Consider the following 21,579-nt stretch of genomic DNA (forward strand, 5'->3'; position numbering starts at 1 on the left):
CCAGGTATGGCATAGGAGGAATCCGTGGAAACCTGGCTTGTCATCGTCATCTCCGTCGCCTGCCTGGCAGCCGCAGGTGCCGTAGTGGGCTTGACCCTGCTGGCAATCCTTGCCGCAGGGGGTATCTCCGCCGCGCGATTCAACCTCACCCCCGTGGCCGCCGATCAGCTGCGCGAGTACCTGAACTCCGAAGCCTCCTTCGCGCTCTCCGTGCAGCGCGACTTCTTCAATCCGCCCGACCAGGTGTTCAAGGCCTTACTCGACGAGCGCTTCATGAGCTGGATCCCCTTCACCAAGGGAGTGGACTACGCCGGCACAGCACTGCGTGAAGTAGGAACCAAGCGCGCGTTCGTCAACACCTTCGGGGTGCTGGCCGAACAGATCGTCGTCAACGAGCCCAATCGCATCCTGGGCGTCACCATCACCGCGTGTTCCATTCCGCTGGTTCTGGATTCAGCCGCAGAGATCTTCGAGGTAGCGGACAACGGTACGGGCGGCACCCGGCTGACCTGGCATGTGGGTGGCACCCCGAAGTGGATCGGTTGGCTGCCGCTGCGCCTGGCCGCCCCCTTCGTTCGCCCCGTCGCCCGATGGCAGATCGGCAAGCTCCGAGCCATCATCGGGCGCCGCTGAACTCCAAGTTGTTGGCCAGGACTTTGTGGCTGGTTGCCAATGCCCATTTCACGCAATGCGGGCAGCATCGGAATATGGGAGACATCGTGAGCGTGGCCGATATCCGCACTGCCATCAAAGAGCTGTCGTTACGCGCCGACCTTGCCGATCGCGAAGGTCGCGCCGATGATGCACGCGAGCTCCGTGATCGCGTCCGCGGATACCAGGAAGAACTCGCCCAGCGCCCCTAGGCGACGCTGCCACCAGGGCGAACTACGAGCGGGTTTCTTATATCGCATTGTATCTATATAGATCGAATGCGATACTCGATGCATGGACGCTTTCGAGGCGATCGCAGAGCCAAGCCGCCGAATTCTGCTCGATGCCCTGGCCGGCGGTGAATGGACCGCCGGGGAACTCGTCGCGACACTGCCCGGGCTGACACAGCCCACCGTCTCCCGACATCTACGCGTGCTGCGTGAGGCGGGTCTCGTCGAGGTCAACCCAGACGCACAACGCCGGATCTATGCGCTGCGCGCCGACGGCCTGGTCCAGATCGACCAGTGGATCGACCCCTACCGACACTTCTGGAGTGACCGGCTGAACGCGATGGAACGACACGTGCCCTAGTGGCGGGACGACTGGCGGCAGCGATCTAACGGCCCGCCCGCCGAACCTCAATGCCTTCCGCGCCCACCTGCTGACCCGGCCGGGACGTCACCTGTACCTCGACTTCCCGCCCGGTCGTCTTGTCGATCAATTCCAGCGGCTTGCGCCCGTCCTGCAGGTACTCGTCCCCCCACTTGAGCAGGGACAGCAGCACCGGAAGCAGATCCTCGCCCATCCGGGTCAACACGTACCCGTCTCGCTCCCGCTGGCCGGGTTCGCGGTAGGGCACCCTCTCGATCACGCCCGCCGTCTCCAATTGCTTGAGTGCACGCGACACCGCCGGCGCCGATACCCCGATGCGCTCGGAAAACTCGTCGAACCGGGTTGAGCCGTAGAAGCATTCGCGAACGATCAGAAATGCAGTCTTGGTGCCGAGTAAGTCCAGGGCCTTCCCGATCGAACACGCATCGGTGTTCCAGCGGGAGCGGTCCTGCAACAGCCGCTCAAACTCCATGGTCACCTGCTCATTGTAACTAACGCTTGCGTTATTCAGCTAGTGTCGCTAGCGTCCTAACTAACGAAATCGTTAGTTAGGAGATGGGAATGATCGAAAACAAGGTCGTACTGGTCACCGGAGGACGCCGCGGGTTGGGCGCGGCCATCGTCGACGAGGTGCTGAGCCGCGGAGCCCGCAAGGTCTACAGCACCGCCCGCCAACCCTTCGAGGACCCGCGTGAGCAAGTGGCGACCAAACAGCTCGAGGTAGCCTCCGAGTCCTCGGTACAGGCCCTGGCCAGCGAGCTAGCCGACGTCGACGTTGTGATCAACAACGCCGGTGTGCTGCATCCCGATTCCCTGCTCACCGGCGACCTCGAACGAGTCGAGGCCACGTTCCAGACCAACGTGTTCGGCCCGCTTCGGGTCATCCGGGCGTTCGCCCCGATCCTCAAGGCCAATGGTGGCGGAGCGATCGTCAACATCCACTCGGTGCTCTCGTGGCTGGGTGGCGCAGGCGCCTACGGCGCGTCGAAGGCAGCCATCTGGTCGGTGACCAACACGCTGCGCCTTGAGCTGGAGCCTCAGCACACGCACGTGCTGGGCGTGCACGCCGGATTCATCGACACCGACATGGTGTCCGCCCTTGACGTTCCGAAGACACCACCCGGCGTGATCGCGGCACGCATCATCGACGCGCTGGAGAAGGGCGACAACGAGGTGCTGACCGACGATCTCACCGCCCAGGTCAAGTCCCAGCTATCCGGGCCCGTCGAGAACCTCGCCTACCGCCCCGGCCACTAGTCCGCGCGCCAACCAGGAGACCACCGAGATGCCCCTCTGGACGATTTACCACACACCACATGTGTTTTCCGACAACGATAAATCCGAACTGGCCAAGAGCATCACCGAGGTGTACGTCACCGTGGGGCTCCCGCGGTTCTACGTCGTCACGGTGTTCAAGGAGATTGAACCGTCCGACTTCTATGTCGGCGGCGAACAGACCGGGACCGCCGTCCGGATCGTCGTGGAACACATCGCCCGTACCCTGCCCGATAAGGCTGGGCGCGAACGCATCACCCAGTACCTCGGCCGGGTGCTGGCCCCACACCTGAACAGGGCAGACCTGCATTGGGAGTTCCACATCGACGAGACGAGCGAGGAACTCTGGATGATCAACGGGCTGGTGCCGCCCCCGATGAACTCTGACGCCGAACGTGAATGGGCACGGACCAATCAGAGCAGTCCCTACCCGGCGCCCGTCTAACCGATCAGCTTGCGGAACTTGCTGCGGTGGAACACGATCGGAGCGACCGCGGAGTGCACGGTCAGCCCGTGAATGTTCAGGATGACGATCGCGTGGTCACCGGCAGGCACCTCCGACTGGATGGAGGTCTCGATCCAGGCGGTGGTGCCGCCGATGAATACGGCGCCGCTCTCCGTGGTCGAGGTATCCAGCCCGGCGAACCGGTCACCGGTCTTGGCGGCCAGGGTGCGGGCGGCGTCGTCGTGCGCCTCTCCCAACACACTGATGCCCAGGCGTGGGGCGACCCGCAGGTTGGGCCACGTTGTCGATGAGTTCTGGACGCAGAAGGCCACAAGCGGCGGATCCAGCGACACCGGCACAAACGTGCTGGCAGCCAATCCGGTTCGCGTTCCACCGATCTCGGCGGCAATGGCCACCACGCCGGTCGGGAAGTGCCCGAACGCCTCCCGCAGCGTCGCCGCGTCCAAAGTGGTATCGCTCGTCATAACTGGATGTCACCTCTAGTCTTGCTTCATGACGTCACATGTGACCCTACGCGTCGACGGCCAGGTAGCTCGCGTCACCTTGTCCCGGCCCGAGAAGCTCAACGGACTCACCATCGACATGCTCAACGGGCTGACCGCCGCCGCGCGCCATATTGCCTCCGACACCTCGATCCGGGTGGTGGTGTTGTCCGGTGAGGGGGACACATTTTCTACCGGACTGGATTTCGCGGCCGCCGGGAAGGACCCCGCGCGCGTTGTCGCGAACTTCATTCCGCTCCCCTGGCTGGGTACCAACGGTTTCCAGGAGGCCTGCTGGGCGTGGCGCCGGTTGCGCATCCCCGTGATCGCCGTCATCCAGGGGCGTTGCTACGGCGGCGGGTTGCAGCTGGCACTGGCCGCCGACTTCCGGTTCACCACGCCCGACGCCGAGTTCTCCATCCTCGAGGCCAAATGGGGTCTTATCCCGGATATGTCCGGAAGCGTCACGCTGAGTCAATTGATTGGAATTGACACCGCCAAACGGCTCACCATGACCGGCGAGATGTTCGACGGCTTCTACGCCAAGGAGATCGGCCTGGTCACCCAGGTGAGCGCCGACCCGGAGGCCGACGCGCAGGAACTCATCGACCAGATCCTGTCCCGCTCCCCTGATTCGGTGGCGGCGACCAAGACCCTGTTCGACAGGGCATGGTCCATGGTGCCGCGACGTGCCTTCGGCCTGGAGCGGCGCCTGCAGCTGCGGCTCATGCGTGGACCCAACTTCGCCATCGCACGCAAGGCCGGTATCGATAAGTCCGAACCTCAGTTCAAGGCCCGCAGCATCTAGAGAGCGTTGCCTATGCGGAGCGACCTAACATGGGCCTTTTTCGCTCAGCCCGCCGCGGGGACGCAATCACGAAGCTCGGGCGCCATGCCGTAAGGCCCCCACATCTGACGCTCCGCATCTTGGCGGGCCTCAGGCTCGTTACTTCCGTGACCGATCACCGAGCCGGCCCACTGCTTCATCCCGAAACCCATGCCCGGCATGCTTCCCGGGCCAAAGCCTGGTGGGCCAAAGTTGTTGTTGGCATACACCTGGCACTGGACCGCGACTGGTCCCTCACCCGGCACCGCCGACGCGACCGGCGCAGCGAACACCGCGACCGACATACCCACCCCTGCGACTATCGAACAAATCGTCCGCATAGCTCCTCCTCCTCGGTATCTGGCAATAGTTTGCCACAGACCGAGTATCACCCGCACTGCCGCTTCGCGGAGCAGAACCGGAGGGTCGCTAGTGTCCGAGGTATCCGTGCGCGGCGGCCACATCGGGGTGCGCTCGCAGCCGGCTCTTCCAGGCATTCTCGCCGTAGGTCGCGTGAATCGGGTCGTCCGGGTCCGCCGTGACACCTCGCGCCCGATCCCGGAGTTCCGGCGGCAGCTCCAGCGTGGGGATGTGCGCGTCAAGCCTGGGGTTGAAGAAATAGGCGACAGAAACGCGGGGCTTGCCCGTCAGCGTCACCCGGTGACGGGTGGCACGTAGATATCCGCCACTGGCCCGTTCGAGCAGTTCGCCGATGTTCACGATGAATGCGCCCGCGCGCCCGGGCGCGTCCAGCCAGACCCCGTCCACTTCGACCTGCAGGCCGCCGGCATCCGGTTCGGCCAACAACAAGGTCAGCACGCCAGAGTCGCGATGCGCGCCCACACCCTGCGCGGTTGTCCCGCTGGCGGGATATCGGATGACCTTGATCAGGGTCGCGGGTTCGACACCGAATGCCTCGTCGAAAACTCCGCCCGCCGATCCAAGGGCAATAGCCCACTCCCGCAGCAGCTTTCGCCCCACTGCCGCCAGGGCGGCATCCCAGCTCGCGAGGCTTGCCCGCAACTCGGGAACCGCCTGCGGCCACTGATTGGGCCCCTGCAACCGCAGGTAATCAGGGCCTTCACCGCGCGCAGCCGCCCGACGTTCTGGCCCGACGTCGATCTGCTCACGCCAATCGGTTAACCCGCCGGTCAGCTCTCCACCCAGCCGGGTGAATCCACGGAAATGGGGGCTCCGCAGCATGGCGATGGCGTCCTTGTCCGGCGCCGGTAACGCGAAAAGCCTATGAGCGGCGGCCAGCACCTCATCGGCCAATCCGGGTGAAACTCCATGGCCGGTGAGATAGAAGAACCCCACCTCATGGGTGACTTCACGCAGCGTCGCGCGTAGCTGGTCCGGATCGCCAGCCAGGTCGACGACGGGAAGATCAGCCATGCCCCCATGGTCCTCGGCAAGCCGTGCACGGGCCACGGTCTTGACCGCCATGAGGAAATATCACAAGTACGATGGCCAAACCGTCGGGCGAGAGGGACGCACAGGGGAATGACGTCATCGGAGAGGCCCCCATCGGGTCCGGGTAGCCAGCAGCCCGGAGATCTTCCACCGGGGACGCTCATATCCGGATACGAGATAGAACGCGTCCTCGGCCGTGGCGGCATGGGGACCGTGTACCTGGCCGCGAATCCGAACCTGCAACGGCCCGAGGCTCTGAAGATTCTGAGCGCCCAAGCCTCACGCGATCCGGCCTTCCGGGCACGATTCATGCGCGAGGCCTCGCTTGCCGCTTCCCTGGACCATCCGAACATCGTCACGGTGCACAACCGCGGCGAGACGCCCAGCGGCGACCTGTGGATCGCCATGCAATACGTCCAGGGCAGCGATGCGCACTCGGAGTCCGTGAACGGTCGCATGTCGCTGACCCGCGCCGTTCACATCATCAGCGAGGTCGCCAAGGCGCTCGACTATCTGCATGCCCGGGGTCTGGTGCACCGCGATGTGAAACCGGCCAACATCCTGTTGTCCGAGGGAGACCGCCGAATCATGTTGGGCGACTTCGGCGTCACCCGCGCACTCGACGACGCCAATACCGTCACCTCGGCGGGGAATGTGACCGCGACGATCGGATATGCCGCACCGGAGGTCCTGTCCGGCGCGGCGATCGATGGCCGCGCCGACGTCTATGCGTTGGGCTGCACACTCTTTCGGATGCTGGCGGGCCAGCCACCGTTTGGCTCCGGCAGGTCGCTACCCGCGATCATCAACGCGCACCTTTCGGCACCTCCGCCCCGGATCTCCCAATTCGCCGCGGTGCCCGAGTCAATGGATGCATTGATCGCCAAGGCGATGGCTAAAAGCCCCATTGATCGTTATCAAAGCGCCGGGGAGTTCGCGCTGGCCGCGCAGCAGATCCTGGCAGACCCGCATCAGCACAGGCAGAGCGTGACCCAGCCGGTGCCAACCACGACACCCCGGCCAGGCGCGGCCCGAACGTTGGGTAAGCACAAACGCATTGCGGCGATTGCCGGCACCGTCGTCCTGCTCGTCGCATCGGCCGTGGTCGCCGTCGTCATCTGGCCCCGCCATGACAGCGAGAGAAAACCCAAGCCTGCGCCCGGGCCGAGCGCCGCCGCCGTCAAGCCGGGCGAATCGCTGGCCGGACAGCCCAACACCATCCTCGACACGTTGCTACCCGGCCAGTTCGACTATCCCGACGGGTGGGAGAAGAATCCGGCGCCCACCTTCAGGTCCGGGGAGTTCAACCCTGCGATGCCACCCGGCGCGGCCACCACCGTGGGCGGAACCCCCGCGGGCTGCAACACCATTGACCCCATCTGGGCGCTGCGCGCCAAGGACCGCGAGACGTCGACGTTGCATCTACGCGATCGCAAGAAGCCTGAGCGGGAGATCCTGATCCGGATCGTCCCGGCATCCGAAGCCCTCTCCACCGACGACACCTCCGACGCGCTGATCAAATGCGATGCCGTCGCGTACACCATCCCCGGTGCGAGCACCACGTGGCGATGCTCGTTCGAGTTCGACGAGCCGGCGCCGGTCCAGAATGGCCACAAGGAGCTCACCGCCACGGAATCGTGCTTCACGTTTCCGTCCGGAGCGAACAGCATGCGGCAGCATGTCTCGTTCAACGTCGTACGCGGCCTACTCGTGTACATCCTGGCCAGCGGTGCGTCCAACCGCAACGATGCGGCGGGTTCGCTCAGCGCGACCGCGTTGAATTTCGCGACTGCGATGAAGATCCTGCGCTACGGCCGCTAGTTCTTCGGCGACCAGGGCGTGAGCCAGTCGGTGGGCTCCCAACCCTCGACGGCCGCCAGCAGCTCATACATCGTTGCGCCATCAAGGGCCTCGCGAATGATGTCCGCATGACCCGCGTGCCGGGCCAGCTCCTCGATGATGTGCAACGCCACCCATCGCACATTCCACGCATCGATGTCCTTGGGGAACCACGGCGCCGCCGGGACCGGTACCGGAGTGTCCAGTCCCTTCTCTTTGATGGCCGCCAGTGTCGCCTCGCTTTGCGCGGAGAATGCGGCCACGGCTCCGGCGAGTGTTTCGTCCTCACACAAGGTGAATTCGTCCTCGGCCCGTTGCCTGTCGGGTCCGGGGTTGGGCGCGGCGACAATCTTGTCCGTCCAGCCCGCCAACATGTTGGTGACGTGCTTGATGAGCCCACCGATCGACAGGGTGCCCGCTGTCGGGGTCAAACGTGCCTGGTCGTCGGTCAGTCCAAAGGCCACGATCCGAAAGGCGTCTTGCTGCTGAGCGATGTACTCGATCAGGCCATCCAACTCGGTGGAAACGGGTGGGGGCATGGCAGGCATAACGAAGTTCCTCTCAGGGGCTGTGAGCTGGCATGCACAAGCCAACACCACGCCACCGACATCACTCCCCGGAGCTATGAAAAAATGCCCCCTGACCTGCAATGTCGAATTGTGATGACAACCACAAGGCCAGGACTTTTGTCACACGCTACTCAGCGGTATAGTTCAGTTGTTACCGGTGGGTAACTTAATCAGTAGTAAGAACCCAACCGAATATCAGAACAGCCCCACGAGACCACGGTCAGACCCAAGAGAAAGCAATGACGCACATGGGCCACTACAAGTCGAACGTCCGCGACCTGGAGTTCAACCTCTTCGAGCTCTTCAACATTCAGCAGGTATTCGGTGGTGAGGAATTCCCCGAGCTGGACGAAGAGACCGCTCGCACCTTCCTTTCCGAGATGCGCACCCTCGCCGAGGGTCCGCTCGCCGATTCCTTCGTCGAGGGCGACCGCAACCCGCCGGTTTTCGACCCGGAGACCCACTCGGTGGCCATCCCCCAGGCTTTCAAGAAGTCCGTCAAGGCAGTCACCGACGCCGGCTGGGATCGCCTCGGCCTGATCGAAGAACTCGGCGGCAGCCCGGTTCCGCGCTCGCTGATGTGGGCCATCCAGGAGATGATCCTGGGCGCCAACCCCGCGGTCTGGATGTACAGCGGCGGTGCCGGTTTCGCGCAGATCTTCTACAACGTGGCCACCGATGAGCAGAAGAAGTGGGCCGAGTTCGTCGCCGAGCGCGGCTGGGGCGCCACCATGGTGCTCACCGAGCCCGACGCCGGTTCGGACGTGGGCGCCGGACGCACCAAGGCCGTCAAGCAGGAGGACGGTTCCTGGCACATCGACGGTGTGAAGCGCTTCATCACCTCGGCCGATTCGGACGACATGTTCGAGAACATCATGCATCTGGTGCTGGCCCGCCCCGAAGGTGCCGGCCCCGGCACCAAGGGTCTGTCGCTGTTCTTCGTGCCCAAGTTCATCCCCAACTTCGAGACCGGCGAGCCGGGCGAGCGCAACGGCGTCTTCGTCACCAACGTCGAGCACAAGATGGGCCTGAAGGTTTCGGCCACCTGTGAGCTCAGCCTGGGACAGCACGGCGTCCCCGCCAAGGGCTGGCTCGTGGGCGAGGTGCACAACGGCATCGCGCAGATGTTCGACGTCATCGAGCAGGCCCGCATGATGGTGGGCACCAAGGCCATCGCCACCCTGTCGACCGGCTACCTCAACGCCCTCGAGTACGCCAAGACTCGCGTGCAGGGTGCGGACATGACGCAGCTGACCGACAAGACCGCCCCGCGCGTCACCATCACGCACCACCCGGACGTGCGCCGCTCGCTGATGACCCAGAAGGCATACGCCGAGGGCCTGCGCGCGCTGTACCTCTACGCCACCACCTTCCAGGACGCCGTGGCCGCCAAGGCCCTCAACGGTGTCGAGGCCGAGGAAGCGGTCCGGCTCAACGATCTGCTGCTGCCGATCATCAAGGGTGTCGGCTCCGAGCGCGCGTACGAGAAGCTCACCGAAAGCCTGCAGACCTTCGGCGGGTCCGGCTTCCTGCAGGACTACCCGATTGAGCAGTACATCCGCGACGCCAAGATCGACTCCCTCTACGAGGGCACTACCGCGATCCAGGCGCAGGACTTCTTCTTCCGCAAGATCGTCAAGGACCAGGGCAAGTCGCTGGCCTTCGTCTCCGGACAGATCGAGCAGTTCGTCAAGAGCGAGACCGGCAACGGCCGCCTCAAGGCCGAGCGTGCGCTGCTCGCAACGGCTCTGGAAGACGTGCAGGGCATGGCCGCGACCATGACCGCCAACCTGATGGCCGCCCAGCAGGAGATCACCCAGGTCTACAAGGTCGGCACGGCCTCCGTGCGCTTCCTGATGAGCGTGGGCGATCTACTGATCGGCTGGCTGCTGCAGCGTCAGGCCGCCGTAGCCATCGAGGCCCTCGACGCCGGCGCAACCGGTGCCGAGAAGTCCTTCTACGAGGGCAAGATCGCGGTCGCCTCGTTCTTCGCCAAGAACATGTTGCCGCAGCTCACCTCGACCCGGGCCATCCTGGACAACGTCGACAACGACATCATGGAGCTCGACGAAGCCGCCTTCTGATTCGTTAAACCACGAAGCCCCTGTCTCCCGCTAGGAGATGGGGGCTTCGTGCATTCCGGGGTACCGCCGTTATCAGACCCCGCATAGGGTTGCCCCTATGCCTCGTTACTACCGCGACCAGCAAGCGTGGAAAGACCTCCAGATGTTCCTTCCCGAGCGGCTGCGCCTCGATGAGTCGACGGTGCCGCAGGAGGAGTTCTGGGAGTGGCACGGTAACCAGGTGCACCTCGACCGGTACCCCAACCCGGCGGCACCGGTGAAGGTGGTTCTGCTGCACGGCGTCGGCACCAATGGCCGTCAGATGTCACTCATTCTCGGTGCGCCGTTGGCGCGCAGGGGCTTCGAGACCGTAGCGATCGATAACCTCGGCTACGGGCTTACCGATGTGGCGCCCGGAGCGGTGCCGGGATACGGCGACTGGGTGGACCTGGTGGTCGACTACCTGGAGTACGAGCGGCGCCGCGACGTACGTCCCATCGTGCTGTATGGACTCAGTGCCGGCGGCATGCTCGCCTACCACGTCGCGGCCAAGGCGCCGCGCGACACGGTACGCGGAATCATCGGCATGACGTTCCTGGATCAACGGGTGCGTGAGGTGGCCGACGGCACCGCACACGATCTGCTGACCGCACGCGTCGGGGTGCCGTTTCTGCGGCTCGCAGCCAAGACACCGGCCCGGCGAGTCCGGTATCCCATGTGGCTGGCGGCGAAGATGAGCACACTGGCGAACAGCCGGGCAGCGATGAAGGTCTTTATGAAGGACCGCACATCAGCGGCCAACTGGGTCAGCGTGAAATTCCTGGCCGACTACATGAGCTACGCGCCCGCCGTCGAACCCGCCGATTTCGATGTATGCCCCATCATCCTCACCCAGCCTGACGAGGACCGATGGACCCCGTATGAGTTCAGCCGGCCGGTCCTCGACCCCATCACCAAGGTGCCGGTCACGGTGGTACCGCTGGAGCGCACCGGGCACTATCCGCTGGAAGATCCGGGACTGAAGCAATTGGAAGACGCGGCGGTCGGATTCATTCGCGCCGTCGCAGGCTGACCGCTTCGGTCGGCCTTCGGGCAAACTTGACGCATGACCGAAGCCCGACGTGCCGTGCTGGTTCTCTCATTGGTCGCAACCAGCCTGCTGACCTTCCTGCTCGGAGTCACCGATCCCGCGGCACCGATGTTCTACCCCACCCGCTTCCTCATCTGGAATCTGTTTCTGGCCTGGCTGCCGGTCTTCGCGGCGCTGGCTTTTTCTGTTGTCCGGCACAAGATTTGGCTGATTCCGATCGGGCTGGTGTGGCTCGCCTTCTTGCCCAACGCCCCGTATCTCGTCACCGATCTGGTGCACCTGATCGACGGCATCGCGTTCTGGCGCCATGTTCTGCAGTACGGCGTCGCCGCCTGGACCGGAATCATCCTGGGCGTGGTGTCGCTGCGCTTGGTGCACCGGCGAATCCAGCGTGACTTCGGCACGGCCACCGGGTGGATCGTCGTGGTCGTTTCCGTTGGCCTGTGTGCCGTCGGCGTGGTGATCGGACGCTTCCAGCGCTGGAACTCCTGGGATCTGATTCACCGGCCGGGCGCCGTCGCCGCGAGCACCCTGGAGTGGGTGAGCTCGCCGTTCTCCTTTGTGGCCCATACCGGTGTGGCAGTAGCCGTCGCCGCATTCTTCGGGCTGGCGTACCTGACCGTGTGGTCGCTATCGGCTCCCGATGAAAAGCCGGCGCGCATAGGCGCAAAATGCCTGCAGGACAACACAATTCAGAGCACTTAGCGCCTGTTCGAGATATCGCTACCGTGCCAGAGCCCCGACGCGTTCGGCCAGCTCGGCCACCGGAAGCCGGCCATCCAACTCCACCGTGGCGCTCTGGCGCAGCAGCGGCTCCACTTCTTCGGTGTACCGCGCGATCTGGGCCCGCTCGGTTTCGGTCTGACCGTACGGGTTGTTGGTACGCGTGCTCACGCGGACGATTGCCACCTCCAGCGGCACGCTGAGCAGCACCACGTGGCCAAACTTGTCATAGAAGTCCACCTGGTTGTCCACCGTTCCGGACACGATGACGTCCGGGCACCGCTCCAGCAGTGCTGTCATGCGGGCGGCGTCCCAGCTGGCGTCCGCGAGCGTCCAGCCGTCGTCATCGGTGTCGACCGTGGAAAATCCGCGGCGCGCCAGCTCCTCGAGCAGCGTGGTCTTCCCTGTTCCCGACATGCCCGTCACCAACACCCGTGCCACATCTGAACCATATGCGGTGGCGCGTCGTTGAAAGCAGGAGAAGAGTGGAGCCCAACGGAGGTGACGATGGAGCAGGCAGCACGACGGATCATCGCGGGTCTTATCGCCGCGGCGGCCGCGCTGGCGGCCGGACAACTGACCGCCGCCGCTATCGTCCCGGATTCCGCGCCGTTCTTCGCGGTCGGGAACACAGTCGTCGATCACACCCCGGCAGCCGTGCGTGAATGGGTCATCGGGATCTTCGGCACTTCCGACAAAGCGGTGTTGTTCGCGTGTCTATCCGCAGTCATCGCCGTGCTGGCCGCGACGGCCGGCCTCGTCGAACGCGAGCGGAGATACGGCTCGGTGCTCATCGCGGCGCTCGGCGTCATCGGTGCGCTCGCCGCCGCAACCCGGCCCACGGCGGAATTCACCTGGATCTGGCCCTCGGTGCTGGCGGCCTTCGTCGGAGTCCTGGTGCTGCATGCGCTGATTGGCCGCGCCGGCAGCGAGGATTCCCCTGACCGGCGCAAATTCTTTGGAGCAGCAGCGGCTTTCGCGGCGGGATCGGCGGGTGCGTACTGGCTGGGCAGCCGCTGGAGCAAGGGCGCCGTCGTCGCCGAAGAACGCCGAGAAGCCACCCTGCCCGCACCCGTCGCACCCGCACCGCCGATACCCGCCGGGATCGACGTCAAGGGAGCGGTTCCCTACATCACGAGTAATGCGGATTTCTACCGCATCGACACGGCACTGCGGGTGCCCCAGCTGACCACTGCGGAATGGCAGCTCAATATTCACGGAATGGTCGACCGACCACGCACCGTGACGTGGGCGGAGCTCACCGCGATGGCCGCCACCGAACGTGCGGTGACCCTGACCTGTGTCTCCAACGAGATCGGCGGGGACTTGGTCGGCAACGCGATGTGGACCGGCTTTCCGATCAAACCAATACTGGAATCCGTTGGAGTCCATGGCGATGCGGACATGCTGTTGTCAAAGAGCGCCGACGGCTGGACGGCCGGCACACCGCTGGACGCGCTCACCGACGGCCGCGACTCGATTCTCGCCATCGCGATGAACGGGACACCACTTCCCGTCGAGCACGGCTATCCCGTCCGGCAGGTGGTGCCCGGGTTGTACGGCTATGTTTCCGCGACCAAGTGGGTTGTCGACTGGGAGATCACTCGATTCGATGCCGCCCGCGCCTACTGGACCGTCCGCGGCTGGTCGGCGCGCGGCCCCATCAAGACGGGCTGCCGCATCGACACCCCCCGAACGGGCGGTCGCCTTGGCACAGGCACTCAGATCGTGGCCGGGACAGCATGGGCCCAGCACCGCGGCATCACCAAGGTGGAAGTACAGATCGACGACGGCCCTTGGCAGCCCGCAACACTCGCACCCGAGTACTCGATCGACACCTGGCGGCAATGGTGGTTCGGCTGGCAGGCAACACCGGGTGAACACATCATCACGGCACGAGCCACCGACGGCACCGGAGCGGTACAAACCGATCAGATCGCGTCCCCGGTGCCCGATGGGGCGACGGGATACCCCAAACGACTCGTGACGGTCGGAACCTGACTAACCGAACTCCACAATGCTGCGAATATTTTTGCCCTGCTTCATGTCTCGATAGCCTTGAGCGATGTCGTCCAGCGCATAGGTGCGCGTCACCATCTCGTCGGTCTTGAGCTCACCGCTGGCATACAGCGCCAGCATGGTGGGTACCGCCTCAAACGGGCTCCAGTTCCCGTAGATGACGCCCTTGATGGTCTTCTGCATCAGTGTCACCATGCTCAGGTCCAGCGACACTTCCTCGGGACGAAACGCGCCCATGCTGGTCATGGCTACCGTGCCGCCCTTGCGGATGGAGGCCACGGCGTCCGTGAGATCGCCCGGCTCCATTCGTCCCACCGTGATCATGGTGGCGTCCGCGCCCTGACCGTTGGTGTAGGAGCGAGCCCGTTCGGCGGCCTCATCCATCGTCGCGAACACTTCGGTGGCCCCGAATGTCTTTGCAGCCTCGCGTTTGTATGCCACCGGGTCGACCAGCAGGACATTCGCCGCGCCGGAGTGTGCGGCCCCTTGAACCGCGGCGGCACCGACTCCTCCCAGACCCATGACGATCACCGTCTGCCCGGGCTTGACCGCGGCGGCGTTGATGGCGGTACCCCATCCGGTGCCCATCGCACACCCCAACAGGCACAACCGATTCAAGGGCAGCTCCTTGGGCACCTTGTACGCGGATTGCACCGAGACGGTGGTGTACTCGCTGAATGCCGAGAGCCCCAGCTGCTGCCCACAGGGCTGCCCGTCGAGGCGCAATCGATAGCTGGTGGGGTCGTCGAATCTGGATCCGGTGAGTGCATAGGCGCCGGCATCGCAGAGCTGCTGCATTCCGCGTGAACACCACAGGCAGCGTCCGCAGGCCGGCAGGAACGTCAGCACCACGTGGTCTCCGACGGCGAATTGTGTTGTGCCATCGCCGACTTTTTCCACCACCCCGGCGCCCTCGTGGCCTCCGCACATGGGCAGCATGTCCACCGGGAAATCTCCGGTGGCGATGTGATCATCGGAATGACAGAGACCAACGGCCGCCATCCGGACCATGATCTCGCCGGGTCGCGGGTCTTCCACCTCGACCACACAGGGCTCGAATTCCCCTGGCACGCTACGGATCACCGAGGCGTGCGAACGTCGATAGGCCACCGTCAATTGCCCCTGCGGCTGCGACGTACGGCGGACGGTTCGCCCTTGTCATGCGCCGCGAAGTTGGTCAGCTCACGGCCACGCATCCTGTTGATCACCCGCTGGTGCTCGCGGGCGTGGTACGCAAGGGGCGAATAGGTGACGCGCTCCGGTAGCACCCGATAGGCAGCGCGGTACGCCGCGAAGAATCTGCGCAGAAGACGCTCGTCGCGCTCGGACCATGCGACTCCGAGAATGTCGCGCACCCGCTGATCCATGGCGCCGAAGGTCAAGACGAAGAAGACACGGGAAATCGGCGCCAGCACAGGCTTCAATGCCGCGATCACAAGACCCGAGGGAACCCAGCGCGGAATCCGCTGGGCCAGCGGCGAATCCTCGATACCGCCCAAAGGATCGACCAGCTTGCCCAAATTCTCCGCAACCGCAGGATGGTTGATGAGCACCTGCCCGACCAGGCGGTCGTAGTACTCCCAGAACTCCGCGCGCGACGTGGGATATCCACGCTCGGGAACCTGCGTGATGCGGGCCAACAGGCGATTGTCCTGAAAGAGCCGCTCGTCTTCTTCGTCGGTCAAGTCCCGTCCCAGGAATCGCGGAGTCACGCGACGGCCTGCCACATACGCCGTCGCGATCACCCAGGCATACGCCTCCGGGTCGAGTGCGCTGATGTGCTTGCCCTGCCGACTGCCGGTCTCGCCCTGCATCTGCAACGGCCGATGCATCGTGCGTAGCCAATAACCCTGTTCGATCGCGGCCTTGCCCCCGAATATCCACTGCTGCACCGCATCGAAGGAGCGGATAGCGCGGCCCGCCGGATCCCGGTCTGCCACCGAGTAGCGGTCGGTGACATCCCCGATCACCGGATGCATGCCCTGCATGATGAATGCCGCGCCCACCGCGGGCAGGTACAGCCATTGACCCCCCAGCGTGGCCGTCAGCCCGAGCGGGTCAAACAGCTCTGGCACCGGCTGCGCCCAATCACTCGATACCGAATCCTGCGTTGCCGCGGACTCCACCAGTGCAGTCACAACGAAACCTCCTTGTGTCGTTACCCGAAAAGCTAACGTGAACACCAGGTCGCATATAAGTCTCATCTGGGGGACGCCATGGCATCGGATAATCGCAGTTCACGGCTGCGCAAAGCGCCACAGCAACACCGATCCCGGGAACTGGTCGCAAAAATCGTGACGGCGACAGGCAAGCTGCTGCTCACCGAGGGCCCCGAGGCGATCACCACCAACCGCATCGCTGCCATCACCGGAATCAGCAAGGGGTCGATCTATCAGTACTTCCATACCAAGGACGACATCATCATGGCGGCAATCCGGGATGCCGCCGAGCGACAGCTTCCGGGGGTTCGCTCAGCGCTGGCGGTCAACGCGCTAGCGCCGCCACATCAGATGATGGACTCCGCGATCGACATGTTGATCGCGTTCACCACCGACAACGCCCCTACCCTGCGCTATCTCAACGAGAATCCCGAGTTCGCCCGCGAGGTCGAGGCCAGCACGAACATGCCGGTCCTGATGCAGACGATGATGACGCTGCACGTTCAGCAGTACCGCGATCAGTACCACGCCGATCTCGAACCAGAGACCATCGCGTGGCTCTTCATCAACTCGGCGATCACCACCACGCTGATGTTCTTCCAAACCGACCGGAGCCCGATCGACCTCCAACAACTGCGGATGGGGCTGAAACGCATGGCGTACGGTCTGCTGACTTCGTAGCCGATCCCGATATGGCGGGACCCAGAAAAGTAGGTGGCCTCGCACCGCCGTCGGGTCGGGGGGTCGGACGGTGGCGCGAGGCTACCCATGTATCGACACCTACTCGGAGAGCGTTACAGCCTCCCGGAAAAAACTTGAAACTTTTTTTGACGATGCCCCGAGAATGTCAAAACCCCCGGTCATGGGCTTGCGCCCATGCCGGGGGTTTTGATGAGTGCTTAAGCCACTCAGGCTTCCAGGATGGCCGTCACGCCCTGGCCACCCGCCGCGCAGACCGAGATGAGTCCGCGGTACGTACCGGTCCCGCCGTTTTCCTTCTTCTTCTCGGCGAGCTGCTTGGCCAGCTGAGCCACGATGCGGCCACCGGTGGCCGCGAACGGGTGCCCGGCCGCCAGCGAGGAGCCGTTGACGTTGAGCTTGCTTCGATCGATGGCGCCCAGCGGCTTATCCAGGCCGAGGCGCTCCTTGCAGTAGTCCGCCGACTCCCACGCCTGCAGCGTCGCGAGCACCACCGAGGCGAAGGCCTCGTGGATTTCGTAGAAGTCGAAGTCCTGCAGGGTCAGACCGTTGCGGGCCAGCAGGCGCGGCACTGCGTAGGTCGGAGCCATCAGCAGACCGTCGGGGCCGTTGATGTAATCCACCGCGGCGGTCTCGCCGTCGACGAAGTAGGCCAGCACGGGGATACCGCGCTCGGCGGCCCACTCCTCGCTGGACAGCAGCGCCACGGAGGCACCGTCGGTCAACGGAGTGGAGTTACCGGCAGTCATGGTGGCGTCACCGTGCTTCACGCCGAACACGGGCTTCAACGTCGCCAACTTCTCCACGCTCGAGTTCGGGCGCAGGTTGTCGTCGCGATACAGCCCGAGGAACGGGCTGATCAGGTCGTCAAAGAAGCCACGGTCGTAGGCGGCGGCCATCTTCTGGTGGCTGGCCGCGGCCAGGGCATCCTGATCGGTGCGCTTGACACCTGCCTGCTTGGCGGTGATGGCGGCGTGCTCACCCATGGACAAGCCCGTGCGCGGCTCACCGTTCTGGGGGATGTCGACACCGAGGGCGGCCGGCAGCTTGCCCAGCAGCTTGAGCCGCGTGACGTTGTCCTTGGCCCGGCGGATCGCCAGCAGGGTGTGGCGAAGATCATCGCCGAAGTTGATCGGCGCATCGGAGGTGGTGTCCACGCCACCGGCCAGTACCGACTCGTAGCGGCCGAGCGCGATGCCGTCGGCACCGACGATCGCGGCCTGCAGACCCGTGCCACAGGCCTGCTGCAGATCGAAAGCCTGGGAGTACGGCGACAACGGGCTCCCCAACACGGACTCGCGGGTGAGATTGAAATCACGGCTGAGCTTCAGGACCGCGCCGGCGATCACAGCACCCAGACGCTCACCCTTGAGGTTGAAGCGATCGGAGGCGCCGGTAATGGCGGCGGTCAACATGTCCTGGTTGGAAGCGTTTGCATAGGCGCCGTCCGAACGTGCGAAGGGGATCCGGTTACCGCCGAGGACCGCGACGCGGCGGCGGCCTTGCGAGGCGGTTGACTTGCGTGTCGAGCTGGTTGCCACTTGTCTCTCCACTGTTAAGGGGGCAGGATTACCGAGCATTCTTACTCTGGAGTAAGTTCTTTGTCGAGTTCACCCTAGACCAATTACGAAGGACGGCACATGTCCCCCAAGCTCACTGACGACCTCTATGCGCTGCTGGTCAACTCCGGGCCCGGCAACCTGCTCGCCGGCCGACTGGGTATCCCGCAGCCCGAGAAGCTGCGCCGCTACAAGAAGGGCCAGCCCGCGCTGGCCGGGCCCGTGCTGATCGGCGGCGAAGGCCGCCTCGCCGAGCCGCTGCGTGCCGCCCTGGCCGACGACTATGACCTGGTCTCCAACAACCTCGGTGGTCGCTGGGCCGACAAGTTCGGCGCCCTGGTCTTCGACGCCACGGGAATCACCACACCGGTCGAGCTGAAGCAACTGCATGAGTTCTTCACACCGCTCCTGCGCAATGTCGGCAAGTCGGGCCGTCTGCTGGTCATCGGCACCACCCCGGACAAGGCAGCCACCACCGATGAGCGCATCGCCCAGCGCGCCCTGGAGGGCTTCACCCGCTCGCTGGCCAAGGAATTCGGCAACGGCGCCACCGTGCAGCTGGTCTACCTGCACCCCGATGCCAAGACCGGCGCCACCGGCCTGGAGTCGACCGTCCGCTTCATCCTGTCGGCCAAGTCCACCTACGTGGATGGCCAGGTGTTCTACGTGGGCGCCGACGACTCCGCCCCGCCCGCCGATTGGGACAAGCCGCTGGCCGGCAAGGTCGCCATCGTCACCGGTGCCGCCCGCGGTATCGGCGAGACCATCGCCGAGGTGTTCGCCCGTGACGGCGCGGCCGTTGTCGCCATCGACATGCCGTCCGATGACCTGACCGCTGTCGCACAGAAGGTCGGCGGAACGTCCTTGGCCCTGGATGTCACCGCCGCCGATGCCATCGACCAGATCACCGCGCACCTCACGGAGCACCACGGTGGCAAGGCCGACATCCTGGTCAACAACGCCGGTATCACCCGCGACAAGCTGCTGGCCAACATGGACGACGGCCGTTGGGACTCTGTCATCGCCGTGAACCTGCTGGCACCGCAGCGCCTCACCGAGGGGCTGATCGAGAACGGGACCATCGGTGACGGCGGACGCATCGTCGGCCTGGCCTCCATCGCCGGCATCGCCGGTAACCGCGGCCAGACCAACTACGGTGCCACCAAGGCCGGCATGATCGGTATCACCCAGGCGCTGGCTCCGTCGCTGGCCGAGAAGGGCATCACGATCAACGCCGTTGCGCCGGGCTTCATCGAGACCAAGATGACCGCGGCCATCCCGCTGGCCAACCGTGAGGTGGGCCGCCGCATCAACTCGCTGAACCAGGGTGGCGAGCCCGTGGATGTCGCCGAGACCATCGCCTACTTCGCCAGCCCGGCTTCGAATGCGGTAACCGGCAACGTGGTTCGGGTCTGCGGCCAGTCCTGGCTGGGGGCCTGATCATGGGTGCTGCCACGACACAGCCCTCGAGCCTTCGCAATATGGCCATGGCCGCGGTCGGTGCGCTGCCGTTCATCCCACGCCCGTCCACCCTGCCCAGCAGGGTTGTCCGGACCAACGGTGTGCGGATCGACCCGGCGCACGTCGCCGCCTACGCCAAGGTGACCGGCTTGAGCTTCACCGACAAGGTGCCGGTGACATACCCGTTCGCGCTGCAGTTCCCCTCGGTGATGGAGTTGGTGACGGGATTCGATTTCCCCTTCCCCGCCATCGGCACCGTGCACCTGGAGAACCACATCACCCAGCACCGCGCCATCACCGCGACCGACACCGTCGACATCGAGGTGCGCACGGAGAACCTTCGCGAGCACCGCAAGGGACTGCTGGTGGATGTCCTGACCGACATCACCATCGGCACCGACACCGTGTGGCAGCAGACCATGACGTTCCTGCGTCAGCAGCGCACCAGCCTGTCCGACGGGGTCAAGCCGGAACCGCCGAAGGCCGTCAAGCTGCCGCCGCCGAACTCCACGCTGCGCATCAGCGGCGGACAGATCCGTCGGTACGCGTCGGTGGGCGGGGACCACAACCCGATCCACACCTCGTCGATCGGCGCCAAGGCGCTGGGCTTCCCGAAGGCTATCGCCCACGGAATGTTCACCGCTGCAGCGGTTCTGGGGAACATTCAGGGCGAGATCCCCGATGCCGTGCGCTACGACGTCAAGTTCGGCAAGCCGATCCTGCTGCCCGCCTCGGTGGGCGTGTGGATCGAGAAGGATGGCAACGGCTGGGATATCGCCGTCCGCAATCCGAAGAAGGGTGACCCGCACCTGAACGGGACCATCACCCCGCTCTGATTCTGTTTTCGCCGAGTGTGCGTCCAGGTAGAGATTTCTCGTGAATCCGCTACCTGGATGCACACTCGCGTTGTTTCTGGTCCTCCTAAGACGACCCCCCATGGACAGGCAGACGGGTGGCGCTGGCCGATGTCACGGGCGAAGGCGTAGGCCAGCTGCCGGAGCAATAGGCATTCGATGAGTTGTCGGATGCCGCGAGGTCTCTTCGTCAGAGAGGTAGAGATCCCCTCTGGATATAGGAGCCCGTCATGACCGCAATACTCAGCCCACTGGAGACCGTCGCCAGCGCACGCGCCGCCCTGCATGAGGTCGTTGTGCGCCTCACCGCGGCGGACAACGACAAGCAGACACCCAATGCCAAGTTCACCGTCGCCCAACTCACCGAACATCTCCAGAACTCCATCAAGCTGCTCGGCAACGCGGCGGGTGTCGACATCGACATCGCCACCGAGGGTTCGGTGGCCGACCGCATCCTGCCGCCGTCGCAGGCAGCCGTCGATGCCTGGCAACAGCGCGGAACCGGCGGGACGGTGACCATGCCGATCGGCGAATTTCCCGCCGAGATCGCTGTGCGCATTCTGAGCTCGGAGTTCCTGGTCCATGCCTGGGATTACGCCGTCACCACCGGTCAAGAGTTCGACCCGATGGAAGAGCTCACCGAGAGCGTGCTGGAATCGGCACGCATGATCATCCAGCCAGAGCGGCGCGACGGCGACTTCTTCGCCGACGAGGTGTCCGTCTCCGACGACGCCCCAAACCTGGTGAAGCTCATCGCCTTCACCGGACGTAATCCCGGATGGTCACCGGCAAGCTAGCCGGAGTAATACTCACGCTGAT

Annotated in this window: 24 protein-coding genes; 15 read left to right on the forward strand and 9 right to left on the reverse strand. The window is 64.6% G+C overall.

Annotation, left to right across the window (positions count from 1 at the left end):
- The first annotated feature begins 24 nt into the window (after positions 1-24).
- From B4394_RS12835 to B4394_RS12840, 3 genes are all read left to right on the forward strand, one after another.
- A complete protein-coding gene (locus B4394_RS12835; protein ID WP_078315238.1) occupies positions 25-633 on the forward strand; it encodes an SRPBCC family protein in 609 nt (202 codons plus the stop codon).
- 74 nt (positions 634-707) lie between these two features.
- On the forward strand, positions 708-863 hold the full coding sequence (locus B4394_RS25195; protein ID WP_139360154.1) for a hypothetical protein: 156 nt from the start codon (positions 708-710) through the stop codon (positions 861-863).
- 82 nt (positions 864-945) lie between these two features.
- Positions 946-1,242 (forward strand): ArsR/SmtB family transcription factor, encoded by a 297-nt coding sequence (locus tag B4394_RS12840; RefSeq protein WP_078307191.1) that lies wholly within the window; start codon positions 946-948, stop codon positions 1,240-1,242.
- Between the two features lie 25 nt (positions 1,243-1,267).
- Here the strand turns inward: B4394_RS12840 and B4394_RS12845 are convergent, their stop codons facing one another.
- Positions 1,268-1,735, reverse strand: a complete 468-nt coding sequence (locus tag B4394_RS12845) for a winged helix-turn-helix transcriptional regulator (RefSeq protein WP_078307426.1) — start codon at positions 1,733-1,735, stop codon at positions 1,268-1,270.
- A gap of 89 nt (positions 1,736-1,824) precedes the next feature.
- Between B4394_RS12845 and B4394_RS12850 the strand changes: the two genes are divergently transcribed.
- Both B4394_RS12850 and B4394_RS12855 read left to right on the forward strand, forming a co-directional pair.
- Positions 1,825-2,520, forward strand: coding sequence for an SDR family oxidoreductase (locus tag B4394_RS12850; protein WP_078307424.1), 696 nt, complete (start codon positions 1,825-1,827; stop codon positions 2,518-2,520).
- 28 nt (positions 2,521-2,548) lie between these two features.
- Positions 2,549-2,983 carry a tautomerase family protein gene (locus B4394_RS12855; protein ID WP_078307189.1) on the forward strand — a complete coding sequence of 145 codons (435 nt, stop codon included), beginning with the start codon at positions 2,549-2,551 and terminating at the stop codon, positions 2,981-2,983.
- Here B4394_RS12855 and B4394_RS12860 read toward each other — a convergent pair.
- Positions 2,980-3,468: a flavin reductase family protein gene (locus B4394_RS12860; RefSeq protein ID WP_030097287.1), complete on the reverse strand. Its 489-nt coding sequence runs from the start codon at positions 3,466-3,468 to the stop codon at positions 2,980-2,982. The two genes, B4394_RS12855 and B4394_RS12860, sit on opposite strands and share 4 nt — an antisense overlap.
- A gap of 28 nt (positions 3,469-3,496) precedes the next feature.
- On the opposite strand from B4394_RS12860, the gene B4394_RS12865 reads away from it, so the two are divergent.
- The gene (locus tag B4394_RS12865; RefSeq protein WP_078315239.1) at positions 3,497-4,294 is read left to right on the forward strand and encodes a crotonase/enoyl-CoA hydratase family protein; all 798 of its coding nucleotides are present in this window, start codon (positions 3,497-3,499) and stop codon (positions 4,292-4,294) included.
- 44 nt (positions 4,295-4,338) lie between these two features.
- Here the strand turns inward: B4394_RS12865 and B4394_RS12870 are convergent, their stop codons facing one another.
- Together B4394_RS12870 and B4394_RS12875 are read right to left on the reverse strand one after the other, a co-directional pair.
- Complete coding sequence (locus tag B4394_RS12870) at positions 4,339-4,653, reverse strand: hypothetical protein (protein WP_078307185.1); 315 nt, start codon at positions 4,651-4,653, stop codon at positions 4,339-4,341.
- Positions 4,654-4,741: 88 nt separating this feature from the next.
- The gene (locus B4394_RS12875; protein ID WP_078307421.1) at positions 4,742-5,707 is read right to left on the reverse strand and encodes an isopenicillin N synthase family dioxygenase; all 966 of its coding nucleotides are present in this window, start codon (positions 5,705-5,707) and stop codon (positions 4,742-4,744) included.
- Positions 5,708-5,815: 108 nt separating this feature from the next.
- On the opposite strand from B4394_RS12875, the gene B4394_RS12880 reads away from it, so the two are divergent.
- Positions 5,816-7,546 (forward strand): serine/threonine-protein kinase, encoded by a 1,731-nt coding sequence (locus tag B4394_RS12880; RefSeq protein WP_078315240.1) that lies wholly within the window; start codon positions 5,816-5,818, stop codon positions 7,544-7,546.
- Here B4394_RS12880 and B4394_RS12885 read toward each other — a convergent pair.
- Positions 7,543-8,112: a DinB family protein gene (locus tag B4394_RS12885; protein WP_078315241.1), complete on the reverse strand. Its 570-nt coding sequence runs from the start codon at positions 8,110-8,112 to the stop codon at positions 7,543-7,545. The two genes, B4394_RS12880 and B4394_RS12885, sit on opposite strands and share 4 nt — an antisense overlap.
- Positions 8,113-8,381: 269 nt before the next feature.
- Between B4394_RS12885 and B4394_RS12890 the strand changes: the two genes are divergently transcribed.
- The 3 genes from B4394_RS12890 to B4394_RS12900 all read left to right on the forward strand — a co-directional run bounded on the left by B4394_RS12890 (position 8,382) and on the right by B4394_RS12900 (position 11,991).
- The gene (locus tag B4394_RS12890; protein WP_078307179.1) at positions 8,382-10,217 is read left to right on the forward strand and encodes an acyl-CoA dehydrogenase; all 1,836 of its coding nucleotides are present in this window, start codon (positions 8,382-8,384) and stop codon (positions 10,215-10,217) included.
- A 97-nt stretch (positions 10,218-10,314) separates the two neighbouring features.
- Positions 10,315-11,268: an alpha/beta fold hydrolase gene (locus tag B4394_RS12895; protein WP_078307177.1), complete on the forward strand. Its 954-nt coding sequence runs from the start codon at positions 10,315-10,317 to the stop codon at positions 11,266-11,268.
- Positions 11,269-11,301: 33 nt separating this feature from the next.
- The gene (locus tag B4394_RS12900) at positions 11,302-11,991 is read left to right on the forward strand and encodes a DUF1361 domain-containing protein (RefSeq protein ID WP_078315242.1); all 690 of its coding nucleotides are present in this window, start codon (positions 11,302-11,304) and stop codon (positions 11,989-11,991) included.
- A gap of 18 nt (positions 11,992-12,009) precedes the next feature.
- Here B4394_RS12900 and B4394_RS12905 read toward each other — a convergent pair whose 3' ends face one another.
- A complete protein-coding gene (locus B4394_RS12905; protein WP_078315243.1) occupies positions 12,010-12,450 on the reverse strand; it encodes an ATP-binding protein in 441 nt (146 codons plus the stop codon).
- Between the two features lie 66 nt (positions 12,451-12,516).
- On the opposite strand from B4394_RS12905, the gene B4394_RS12910 reads away from it, so the two are divergent.
- The gene (locus B4394_RS12910) at positions 12,517-14,010 is read left to right on the forward strand and encodes a molybdopterin-dependent oxidoreductase (RefSeq protein WP_078315244.1); all 1,494 of its coding nucleotides are present in this window, start codon (positions 12,517-12,519) and stop codon (positions 14,008-14,010) included.
- Here B4394_RS12910 and B4394_RS12915 read toward each other — a convergent pair whose 3' ends face one another.
- Positions 14,011-15,138, reverse strand: a complete 1,128-nt coding sequence (locus tag B4394_RS12915) for an NDMA-dependent alcohol dehydrogenase (protein ID WP_139360157.1) — start codon at positions 15,136-15,138, stop codon at positions 14,011-14,013.
- 2 nt (positions 15,139-15,140) lie between these two features.
- On the reverse strand, positions 15,141-16,166 hold the full coding sequence (locus B4394_RS12920) for an oxygenase MpaB family protein (RefSeq protein WP_286142053.1): 1,026 nt from the start codon (positions 16,164-16,166) through the stop codon (positions 15,141-15,143).
- 78 nt (positions 16,167-16,244) lie between these two features.
- Here B4394_RS12920 and B4394_RS12925 point away from each other — a divergent pair, with 78 nt between their 5' ends.
- On the forward strand, positions 16,245-16,868 hold the full coding sequence (locus B4394_RS12925; RefSeq protein ID WP_078315247.1) for a TetR/AcrR family transcriptional regulator: 624 nt from the start codon (positions 16,245-16,247) through the stop codon (positions 16,866-16,868).
- Between the two features lie 227 nt (positions 16,869-17,095).
- Here the strand turns inward: B4394_RS12925 and B4394_RS12930 are convergent, their stop codons facing one another.
- A complete protein-coding gene (locus tag B4394_RS12930; RefSeq protein ID WP_078307163.1) occupies positions 17,096-18,427 on the reverse strand; it encodes an acetyl-CoA C-acetyltransferase in 1,332 nt (443 codons plus the stop codon).
- Between the two features lie 99 nt (positions 18,428-18,526).
- On the opposite strand from B4394_RS12930, the gene B4394_RS12935 reads away from it, so the two are divergent.
- From B4394_RS12935 to B4394_RS12945, 3 genes are all read left to right on the forward strand, one after another.
- The gene (locus tag B4394_RS12935) at positions 18,527-19,885 is read left to right on the forward strand and encodes a 3-oxoacyl-ACP reductase (protein WP_078307160.1); all 1,359 of its coding nucleotides are present in this window, start codon (positions 18,527-18,529) and stop codon (positions 19,883-19,885) included.
- A 2-nt stretch (positions 19,886-19,887) separates the two neighbouring features.
- Entirely contained in the window at positions 19,888-20,742 is an 855-nt protein-coding gene (locus B4394_RS12940) for a MaoC/PaaZ C-terminal domain-containing protein (RefSeq protein WP_078307157.1), read from the forward strand.
- 248 nt (positions 20,743-20,990) lie between these two features.
- A complete protein-coding gene (locus tag B4394_RS12945; RefSeq protein WP_078315248.1) occupies positions 20,991-21,557 on the forward strand; it encodes a TIGR03086 family metal-binding protein in 567 nt (188 codons plus the stop codon).
- Positions 21,558-21,579 lie beyond the last annotated feature (22 nt).

This window comes from Mycobacterium sp. D16Q16 (genome assembly GCF_002013745.1).
Taxonomy (GTDB): domain Bacteria; phylum Actinomycetota; class Actinomycetes; order Mycobacteriales; family Mycobacteriaceae; genus Mycobacterium.